The organism is Tropicimonas sp., from assembly GCF_047971885.1.
GTDB lineage: Bacteria > Pseudomonadota > Alphaproteobacteria > Rhodobacterales > Rhodobacteraceae > Tropicimonas.
On record NZ_JBKEAE010000055.1, the window covers coordinates 1 to 10,259 of the forward strand.

The following is a 10,259-nucleotide window of genomic DNA, read 5'->3' on the forward strand; positions in this document are numbered from 1 at the left end:
GGTGATCGTGCCCTATTCCGCCGGCGGCGGGACCGATCTGTCGGCGTGGATCATGGCCGATACGTTCCAGCGGCTGAACCCGGGCACCACCATGATCGTGCGCAACCAGCCCGGTGGCGGGGGCTCCATCGGTACCTCGGCAACGATCAATGCCCGCCCCGACGGTTACACCATCGGTACCGGCAGTCAGGGGCCGCTCGCGCTGCTGCCGCATTACGGCGGGACCGACTATACCATAGACGACATTGCCTTCATCGGCATGATGGGGCGCAACCTTCAGCTTGTCGTTGCCTGCGCCAGGGCACCCTATGGCAGTGCCGAGGAGTTTCTGGCCTATGCGCGTGCAAATCCGGGTGCGGTGCAGGTCGGCAATTCGGGTGCCGGCGGGGCGAACCACATTGCGATGGCTGCCATGGGCAATGCCGCCGAGGTCGAGTTCGAACACGTTCCGTTCGGTGGCGCGGCCGAAGCGGTAACGGCCTGCCTCGGCGGACATATCGGCGCGATGACCCTGACCCCGGCCGAGGGCATTCCCCACATCCAGAGCGGGGCGGTCGCGCCGCTGTTCATCATGGAAGACGAGCGGATCGCCCTGATGCCGGATGTCCCGACGCTCAGGGAAAACGTTGTCGATTTCACCTGGTCGTCGTGGAAGGGCGTGATCGCGCCCGACGATACGCCCGAGGACGTCCTTGCCTTTCTGCGCGACGCCTTCGGCAAGGTGTTTACCGACCCGGAGTTCATTGCCCAGATGGAGGACATGGGCGAATTCGTCGATTACCGCGATGCCGAAGGCTACGAGGCGCTGGTGCGCCACGACAGCGACACCGCCGGCGCGGTCATCGGGGAACTCGGCATGACCGACATGAACAAATAGATCCCGCAAACGTTCCGGCCCGTGGCGCGGGTGTCGCGGGCCGGGCCGGTGAAACGCCGCGCGACGGAGCCAGAACGTGGAAACGCTCTCCTATCTGCTGCAAATCCTCCGGCCGGAGGTTCTGCTGTTCATTGCCGCCGGTACGCTGGGCGGGCTGATCATTGGGGCCCTGCCGGGGCTTACCGCAACCATGGGGGTCGCACTGCTGATCCCGCTGACCTTTGGCATGGATCCGGTGATCGGGCTGAACATGCTGATCGGAATCTATATCGGCGGCATCTATGGCGGCTGCATCTCGTCGATCCTGCTGCGCACCCCCGGCACGCCCTCTTCCGCCGCGACCCTGCTCGACGGCTACCCGCTTGCCCAGAAGGGCGAGGCCGGCAAGGCGCTCGGCATGGCGACCATCGCCAGTTTCGTCGGAGGTATCATTGCCGCGATCGTGCTGGCCACGCTGGCACCGCAGCTTGCCTCGATCGCCCTGGAATTCGGGGCGCCGGAGTATTTCGCCCTGGCGCTGTTCGGCCTGACCATCATCGCCTCGCTTTCCGGCGACATGCTCAAGGGCGCGATTGCCGGCGCGCTCGGGGTGCTGATCTCGACGGTTGGGGCCGATCCGATCTCGGGTGCGTCGCGCTATACGTTCGGTGTGTCGGGCTTCGCCGGCGGGTTTTCGTTCACGCCGGCGCTGATCGGGCTTTTCGCCCTGTCCGAGGTATTCGTCCAGATCGAAAGGATATTCGCCGACAAGGTCAAACCGCTTACGGTCGCCCGGACCTATCCCAGCCGCGGCGAGATTCGCCAGAGCATGTCCGCCATGCTGCGCGGTTCGCTGATCGGCACCATCGTGGGCATCATCCCCGGTACCGGATCGGGAACCGCCTCGTGGATATCCTATAACGAGGTACGGCGCGCCTCGAAGACGCCCGAGAAATTCGGCACCGGTCATCTGCCGGGGATTGCCGCCACCGAAAGCGCCAACAACGCGGTCTGTGCCGCCGCGCTGATCCCACTGCTGGCGCTTGGTGTGCCGGGCGATGTGGTCACCGCCGTGCTGATGGGGGGGCTGATGATCCAGGGGCTCGCGCCAGGGCCGGTCCTGTTCGAGAGCCGCCCCGACCTGATCGTCGGCATCTTCGGCGGGACCTTCATGGCCACCATCTTCATGCTGGTCTTCGGCCTGCTCGGGATCCCGCTTTTCAGTCGCATCCTGCTGATCCCCAAGCGCATTCTGACCATGTGCATCGTCGCCTTCTGCTTCATCGGCTCATTTGCGATCAACCTGAACTTGGTCGATCTCTATACCATGGTCGGATTCGGCATCCTCGGCTGGGGGATGCAGAAATTCGGTTTCAGCCAGGCCGCCCTGTGCATCGCGCTGATCCTCGGGCCGATGGCCGAGGCGAACCTGCGGCGGGGTCTGCTCCAGACGCGCGACAACGTGTTCGAATTCGTCTCTGGTCCGATCACGATGCTCTTCCTCGGTCTGACGCTGCTGTCGGTCGCCGTGCCGCTTGTGCGGTCGATCCGCGGGCGCAGGCGGCTGGCCGACCAATCACGCTACTGAAAGAAAGGGTTCCGATGTCCTCGGCCTATGTTGCGCTCGTCACCTGTTTCAACGATAACGAAAGCCTGAACCTCGACGCCACGCGCGCCCAGGTCAGACGCCAGGTTGCCGCCGGCAACAATATCCTCTGCGCCGGCACCAACGGCGATTTCACCGCGCTGACCCATGACGAGAAACTCTCCCTGACCGAAGCCGTGCTGGACGAGGCCGACGGCGCGGTGAAGGTGATGGTCAACGCCGGGATGCCGGCGACATGGGAGACCCTGCAACTCGCGCGCGCGTTCGACCGGATGGGTGTGGATGGAATTGCCGTGATCACGCCCTTCTTCATCGCCTGCACCCAGGACGGGCTGGAACGGCATTTCACCACCGTTGCCGATGCGGTGCAGACGCCGGTCTATCTTTACGACATTCCGGCCCGGACCCAGAACCATATCGGGCCCGAGATCGCGCGCAAGCTGGCCGCCCATGGCAATATCGCCGGCATCAAGGACTCGGGCGGCGCGCAGGAGACTCTGGCCGAATACCTTGCCGTCGGGCGCGAGACCGACGGTTTCGATGTGTATTCCGGCCCCGATCATCTGGTTCTGTGGAGCCTGCGGAACGGGGCCGCCGGCTGTATCTCCGGGCTGGGCAATGTCATGCCCGACACGCTGGCCGCGATTGTCCGCGCCTTTGACGCGGGCGATACGGCCGAGGCGGAGCGTCAGCAGAAACGCTACGCGGACTTCCGCACCGATCTTTATGCGCTCGGGTTTCCTCCGGCGCTGGTCAAGCGCAGCCTCTGGTGCATCGATCCTTCGGTTGGCGCCTCGCGGCAGCCGGCGCTGCTGCCCGATCCGGCACAGGACGGGAAGGTGCGCGATATTCTGGCCAGATACGAACTGCTTTAGGAAACCGCGATCATGACACTTGTGGCAACCACCTCTCCGGGCTTTGCCCGGCACGGATCGGTTCCGGGGCGGCTCGAAAGGACCGGCTGGGATTTCGTTCGCTGCGCCGATTCCGCGCTGTCCGATGGCGGTCTGGGCAACTATCTGGCCGAGGTCGATTACCTCGTTGCGGGGCTGTTTCCGGTTACCGGCGAAACGCTGACCGCCGCCCCCCGGCTAAAGGGGGTTCTGAAACACGGTGTCGGTGTGGACAGTATCGACATTTCCGCCTGTACCGCCGCCGGCATTCCGGTGATGAACACGCCCGGCGCAAATGCCAACGCGGTGGCCGAGCTTGCGGTGGGCATGATGCTGTCTTTCGCCCGCAACATCGCCACCGGCCATGCCAGCGTGACCTCGGGCGGGTGGAACCGCGCGGCGGGAACCGAAATCGCGGGCAAGACGCTGGGAATCGTCGGGCTCGGAGCCATCGGCAAGCTGCTGGCCGTAAAGGCGCAGGCGTTGGGGATGGAAGTCGTGGCGAGCGATCTTTATCCCGACCACGCCTTCATGGCCGAAAACGGAATCGCGCTTGAAGACCTCGGGTCGTTGCTCGGGCGCGCCGATTTCGTTTCGCTGCATGTATTCGGCGGCAAGGACAATGCCGCGCTGATCGGAAAGCCGCAGCTTGAGCGGATGAAACCCGGCGCCTGTCTGCTGAACCTTGCGCGGGGCGAAGTGGTCGATACCGATGCGCTGGCCGAGGCGCTGAACGACGGGCGGATCGCCGGGGCGGCGATAGATGCCTATGTTTCGGAGCCTCCCGACACGTCGCATCCGATCTTCAGTGCCCCGCGGGTGACCTTTACCCCCCACACCGGCGCCGATACCATCGAGTCGATCGAGCGGGTCGGGCTGATGAATATCGAGGATATCGAGACACTCATCGCCGGCGGCCGGCCCGTGCGCTGCCTCAACCCGGAGGTGTTCGACCGATGAGCGCCGTTGATGAACACAGATACGGGATACAGGATCTCGAGAAATTCGCCCTTGCGCTGTTTTCCGCCGCCGGGCTGGAACCGGACAAGGCCGAAGCGGTCGCCACCTATCTGGTCCGTGCCGATCTGATGGGCCATTCAACCCACGGGCTGGCATTGGCGGGGTGGTACCTGGACAAGATCGAAAAGGGCGTGATCCGGAAATCCGGTGCCGTCGATGTCGTCTCGGACCGTCCGGCCGCCGTTGCCTGGCGCGGCAAGCGCCTGCCCGGTGCGTGGCTTACCGCACAGGCGGTGAAACTCGCCTCGGAACGGTCGAGAGAGGTTGGCACCTGCACGGTTGCGATTGCTGACAGCGGGCATATCGGGGCGCTTGCCGCCTATCTGGTCGATGCGACATCGCAGGGGCTGCTGGTCCAGGTGGCGTCGTCCTCTCCCTCCGGCTCGCAGGTGGCGCCTTTCGGTGGCACAAGGGGGGTCTATACCCCTGATCCGGTTGCCTACGGTATTCCCACGCCGGATGAGCCGATCCTGATCGACATCTCGGCCTCGATCACCACCAACAACATGGCGCAGAGGCTCATCCGCGAGGGGCGCCGCTATCCGGCGAAATGGCTGATGGAGGCAGACGGCACCCCCACGGACGACCCCGATGCGCTGAACCGTGGCGGTACATTGCTGCCGACCGGCGGCCTCGATCACGGTCAGAAGGGATATGGCATGGCACTCTGGGTCGAAGCGCTGACACAGGGGCTTGCCGGATACGGCCGCGCCGATGCGCCCGAAGGCACCAACGCAGCAGTGACGGTACAGGTATGGGATCCGGCGGCGTTCGGCGGTCGCGCGGCGTTCCTGCGTCAGACCGGCTGGCTGGCGGATGCCTGCCGGCGCAACCCGCCCCGGCCGGGGATCGGGCGCGTGCGCCTGCCCGGCGAAGCGGCGACCGCCAGCATGCGCGATGCGGCAGAACGGGGCGTTGTGCTGCATCCGGGCATCGTCGACGGATTGGCTCGCCGCGCCTCGGGCCTGGCCATTTCCTTGCCCATACCGCTCCGGCCATAGGACAGGGCGCTGTGGTCGATCGGCTGGCGCCAGATGGCCAGCCGCCGCGAGAGGCGCGCGCCCGAACGATCAGACAATGCCACCGGCCAGCGCCGCCTGTTCGTCGCGGACCGTTCCGAAGCGCGGCGCATCGGGTGCCCGAAGGTCATGCGCGCGGACCATCGCGTCGCGCACAAAGGCGATATGGGCGGTCTCCTCGATGATCTCGGCCAGATATTGCGCCGCCAGCAACGTTTTGCCGGTCCCGATCGTGCCGTGGTTTGCCATGACCGCCGCCCGGACCGTGGGATCGTCGAAACAGGGGCCAATCATTGCCGCGGTCTGCGGGCCGAGGTTTGCCGACAGCGGGATGAGCGGCATGCGCCCGATCTTTTCCACCGTCTGCACCGTCAGGCAGGGGACCTCGAGCCCGGCGCTGGCGTAGCCGGTCGCCCATGGGCTGTGGCAATGCACGATGGCGTTGATATCCTCGCGCCGCCGGTAGATTTCGAGGTGAAATTCGAGGTCCTTCGAAGGTTTGAGGTCAACGGCCGAAGGCAGCACCGTGCCATCCAGCATGACCACCTGCAGATTGTCGCGCGTGCATTCGTTGAATCCCACCCCCGACGGCTTGATCACGATGGCATCGCGCGAGGCCAGCCTCACCGACAGGTTGCCCCCGGCATTGGTCTGAAGCCGCAGGTCGAAGCTGCGCTTCGCCGTGGCGATCAGGTCGTCCTTGCGCGCGAGGATATCGGCGGAATCGAGTGGGTCTGGCATGCTGTTGGTCTCCGGATCAGATATGGGAAAGCAGCCGCGAGACCGCCTCGGCGGCGGTTTCGGGGGCGCTGATATGGCTGGGAATGCGGGTGACGGAATAGCTCCGTGCTTCAGCCTCGAACACTGCGGCCGCGCATTCGCGCAGCGCGGCATCCTCGATGGCGCCGCCCGGGCGATCCTCGCTGCTGAAACCGCCCATCGGCAATAGCACCTCGCAAGGCGCGGTCGAGGTATTGAGGTCTGCTGCCAGCGCGGTTGCGACCCTGACCATCTCGGGCTCGGTCAGCTTGACATGGGTGAAATAGCTCGACTGCCGGTAATGGGGCCGTTCGCGCCATTCGGGCCGCAACTGATCCAGCGCGCCTCCGTCGAGAAAGTTCATCGCCCCCGGCAGCAGCACGCGCGGCAGCGCGGAGGCGCAGGTAAAGCGCGCCGGCATCGGCACATGCGCGCCGGCCACATGGAGCCGGACCGCCTCGTTCACTGTCATGTCGATCAGCCCGCTGAACATGCCTGCTTGCGCAAAGCGCGTCAGCGCCGCCCCTCCGAAGCCCGAGGCGTGGAAGGCCGAGGTCTCGTGCCCTTGCGTGCGCAACAGGCGCAGGATCTCCTCGCCCGCCCCCTGCGTGACGCCCAGCATGGTGACTGCAACGCTCCTGCGCGGCGCGGGTGCGGGTGTATCCGAACCGACCACCCCGGCCACCATGGCAGCCGTGCGCTGAAACACCCGCCTGAGGATCGCGTTCATGCCCTGCACGTCGCACAGCGTGGGAACAAGCGTGATCGCACTGTCCGCCACCGCACCGCGCGGGTCGAAGGGCAGCGTGGTGATCATGAACCTGGGCAGGTCGAGCGGAAGCTGTCGCATCGCGCGCAGCGCCATTTCACTGCCGGTTCCGCCCCCCACCGCAACCACCGCCGACGGATTGGCGGCGGAAATTTCGCCGACCGTCCGATCCACGGCTTCGCCCATCCGGCGAAGCTTCTCGTCGCCCGGCAGCACCTGCCCGCCCGCGCCCAGCGACAGATCAACACGAACGACAGCGAGCCCGTGTTCCTGAAACGCAGCACTCAGCGCCGCGAGTTCCTCGGGCTTGGTTTCGTAGGTTCCCAGAAGCGCAACCGGCCCCGCCATTGTCAGCCCTTCACCGCGCCGGCGGTCATCCCGGTGATGATCTGGCGCGAGGCGAACAGCGTGAACAGGATCGGCGGAATGGCCAGCAGCATGCCCGTCGCCATGATCACACCCCATTCGATGTTGAATTCGCTGGTGTTGTTCACGATCAGGATCGGCACCGTCATCGTGTCGCGGTCGGCCAGCGCCGAGGCCAGCAGGTATTCGTTCCACGCGATCCGGAAGGTAAAGATCGCCGCCGCCGCAAGGCCGGGTTTGATCAGGGGCAGAACGACCATGAAAAACACCTGAAAGGCGCCCGCACCATCGACCCGTGCAGCTTCCTCCAGCGACCGGGGGACCTGGACGATGAAGCTCTGCAATATCCAGATGACGAAGGGCAGGTTCATCGCCACATAGACCAGAATGATGCCAAGATGCGTGCCGGCAAGGCAGACATCGCCCCGCCCGCCGAAAACCTCGCGGATATAGGCCCCGATCATCGAAGCGCGGTCGATGCAGAAGGCGTTGTTCCACAGCCCGAAGACCGGCACCAGCAGCACCGCCGGTGGCACCATGCGCACCGCGAGCGTGGCAAAGGAAACCGTGTCGCGCCCCATGAAACGGAACCGTACCAGCGCATAGGCGGCCATGCAGCCGATCACCAGTGTCAGCACGGTCGAGATCAGCGCGATGATGAGCGAGTTCACGAAGGCCCCCCCGAACCGGATGGCGCAGAAATCCAGATGTTCGGGATCGTACCAGAGTATGTCGCACAGCGCGGTTTCGTAATTCCGGATCGTCGGCATGAAAAACAGCCCGCCGGTGCCCGAGATGATATCGACATCGAGCTTGAACGAGTTTGCGAACAGCAGGACAACCGGCCCGACCGACATGAATATCAGCGCCGCGAGAAGGGCATAGAAGGCCGGATTCTGCTTGTCGTAACTGACGTCTGCCATGTCTCAGCCCTCTTCGCGGAATTGCATCGCCTGCTGGCGCCGCGCGCGCGCCTCCTGCCAGCGGGTAAAGGCGAACATGCCGAGCGTGAGCACCAGCAGCAGCAGCAGCAGGTAGTTCGACATCGCTGCCGCCTCGCCCAGTTCGCGGAACTCCTGCGCCGTGCGGGCGATGCGCAGGGCGAGGATCTCGGTCGACAGCCCCGGTCCGCCTTCGGTCATTACCAGGATCACCTCCAGCACCTTGAACGCGTCGATCAGGCGAAGCAGCATGGTGACGATCAGCACCGGCGCCATCAGCGGCAGCTTGATATGGACGATCTGCTGCCAGCCCGTCGCGCCGTCGATACGCGCCGCCTCGAGCGCCGAGGACGGCAGCGATTGCAACGCGGCAAGCGACAGGATGAAGATGAACGGCGTCCATTGCCAGATATCGGCGATGATGACCGACAGCAGCGCGTGGTTTCCCAGCCAGTCGACCCTTGGCAGGTCGAGGGCGGTGAGCCAGCGGTTGAAGATGCCGTCGGTCGGATGGTACATGAAACGCCACACCAGCCCCACCACCACCGGCGCGATCATCATCGGCAGGATGAACAGCGTTCTCAGGATCGACATGCCGCGAATGTTGCGGTCGAGCAGCAGTGCCAGCCCGACCCCCAGCAGCATTTCCGCGCTCACCACGGTAAAGGCGAAGGTCAGCGTGACGCTGACGCTTTCGCGGAACGCCGCATCGCCGAGCAGCTTGGCATAATTGGCAAGGCCGACATAGGCAGCCTCGGAAATGTTCTGGCTCGGGTCCCAGTCGCGAAAACTGCCGACGATCATGTAGAGCAGCGGGTAGAACAGGGCGATCGCCATGATGACGACCGCAGGCGCCATGAAAAGATAGGGCGTCAGTCTGTTGAGGCTCTGGCGGATCACGAAACGGCTCCCTGCGGGCTGCGGCTGGAATGTCGGGCCATCCGGCGGCCCCGGTCCTGCCGGGGCCGCGCGACGCTTCACTGCCAGGCGTAGTAGCCCTCTGCCTCCATCAGCGCGCGGGTGCGTTCGGCCACCCCGTCGAGCGCCTCTTGCGGATCGAGCCCTTCGGTCAGCACCTTCGACATGGCGGTTCCGATATCGGCATTGATCTTGCCCCACGCGGGGATGATCGGCCGCCAGTCGGGATCGGCGTATTTCAGCGCCTCGCCGAAAGTCGCGGCAAAGGGATATTTCGCCTGAACCTCGGGGTCGGCATAGGTCGAGAACCGCGAGGGGTTGCCGCCGGCCATGGCGATCAGCTTGTCGCCGTGCCTGGACGTCATCCACTGCATCAGCAGGAAGGCCGCTTCCTTGTTGAGCGCGTTCCTGGGAATGGCTATCCCGAAGCCGCCGGTCTGGCTGCCGCGGCGCACGCCCTCGGGATGCAGGGCATAGCCCACCTTGCCCACAACCTTGCTTTCGGCCGGATCCTCGAAGCCGGGCGCAAAGGCGATCGAATCGAGGAACATCGCCGCCGTGCCGGTGGCAAAGGCGTTCGCCGCCTCGGCGGGGCCAAAGGCACTGCTGCCCTCGGGGCCGCAATCGACGATGGTCTTGAGCGCATTGGCCGCAGCCAGGCCGGCCTCGTTGTTGATGATCGGGTTCCATTCGTCATCGAACACCCTGCCGCCCAGCGGTGCGAGGTGGAGCAGGAAGGCATGGCTCGCCTGATGCCCCGAGGCGGCACGCGACGCCAGACCCCCGACGCCGGGCTCCAGTTCGGGTATCCTGCAGGCCACGTCGAGCAGTTCGTCATAGGTTTCGGGTACCTTCAGCCCGTGCTTTTCGAAGATATCCTTGCGATAGATCAGAACCGAGGTTTCCGATCCGTTGGGCAGCCCGAAGAGCGATCCGGTCGGTCCGGGCAGGTATCCCTTCTCGCCACCGGCCACGCCGATGTTCTGGACATAACCGTCGATCAGATCTTCGGCATCGTAGCCCGGATCGGCCAGTTTCGGGTTCATGAAATACCTGGCCAGATTTTCGAGCTGGTCGGCATAGACATAATCGGCCTTGGAGAAGACGACATA

At 64.9% G+C, this 10,259-nt stretch carries 10 protein-coding genes; 5 read left to right on the forward strand and 5 right to left on the reverse strand.

Translation table 11 applies throughout. The features are described 5' to 3' along the window. From ACK5IR_RS05520 to ACK5IR_RS05540, 5 genes are all read left to right on the forward strand, one after another. The coding region (locus ACK5IR_RS05520) for a Bug family tripartite tricarboxylate transporter substrate binding protein (RefSeq protein ID WP_416926714.1) at positions 1-877 on the forward strand (877 nt) is incomplete at its 5' end. 76 nt (positions 878-953) lie between these two features. Next, positions 954-2,444 carry a tripartite tricarboxylate transporter permease gene (locus ACK5IR_RS05525; protein ID WP_416926716.1) on the forward strand — a complete coding sequence of 497 codons (1,491 nt, stop codon included), beginning with the start codon at positions 954-956 and terminating at the stop codon, positions 2,442-2,444. A 14-nt stretch (positions 2,445-2,458) separates the two neighbouring features. After that, the gene (locus tag ACK5IR_RS05530) at positions 2,459-3,337 is read left to right on the forward strand and encodes a dihydrodipicolinate synthase family protein (RefSeq protein WP_416926718.1); all 879 of its coding nucleotides are present in this window, start codon (positions 2,459-2,461) and stop codon (positions 3,335-3,337) included. A 12-nt stretch (positions 3,338-3,349) separates the two neighbouring features. Further along, the gene (locus ACK5IR_RS05535; protein ID WP_416926720.1) at positions 3,350-4,315 is read left to right on the forward strand and encodes a phosphoglycerate dehydrogenase; all 966 of its coding nucleotides are present in this window, start codon (positions 3,350-3,352) and stop codon (positions 4,313-4,315) included. Next, positions 4,312-5,376, forward strand: coding sequence for an Ldh family oxidoreductase (locus ACK5IR_RS05540; RefSeq protein ID WP_416926722.1), 1,065 nt, complete (start codon positions 4,312-4,314; stop codon positions 5,374-5,376). The genes ACK5IR_RS05535 and ACK5IR_RS05540 overlap by 4 nt, the downstream gene beginning before the upstream one ends. A gap of 69 nt (positions 5,377-5,445) precedes the next feature. On the opposite strand, the gene ACK5IR_RS05545 is transcribed toward ACK5IR_RS05540, so the two are convergent. The 5 genes from ACK5IR_RS05545 to ACK5IR_RS05565 form a co-directional block, all read right to left on the reverse strand. Beyond that, positions 5,446-6,135: a class II aldolase/adducin family protein gene (locus ACK5IR_RS05545; protein ID WP_416926724.1), complete on the reverse strand. Its 690-nt coding sequence runs from the start codon at positions 6,133-6,135 to the stop codon at positions 5,446-5,448. Between the two features lie 16 nt (positions 6,136-6,151). After that, entirely contained in the window at positions 6,152-7,270 is a 1,119-nt protein-coding gene (locus ACK5IR_RS05550; protein ID WP_416926726.1) for a Tm-1-like ATP-binding domain-containing protein, read from the reverse strand. 2 nt (positions 7,271-7,272) lie between these two features. Then, positions 7,273-8,211, reverse strand: a complete 939-nt coding sequence (locus ACK5IR_RS05555) for a carbohydrate ABC transporter permease (protein WP_416926728.1) — start codon at positions 8,209-8,211, stop codon at positions 7,273-7,275. A 3-nt stretch (positions 8,212-8,214) separates the two neighbouring features. Beyond that, positions 8,215-9,129 carry a carbohydrate ABC transporter permease gene (locus ACK5IR_RS05560; protein ID WP_416926730.1) on the reverse strand — a complete coding sequence of 305 codons (915 nt, stop codon included), beginning with the start codon at positions 9,127-9,129 and terminating at the stop codon, positions 8,215-8,217. Positions 9,130-9,206: 77 nt separating this feature from the next. After that, positions 9,207-10,259, reverse strand: a 1,053-nt coding sequence (locus ACK5IR_RS05565; protein WP_416926732.1) for an extracellular solute-binding protein, incomplete at its 5' end; no start/stop codon positions are given.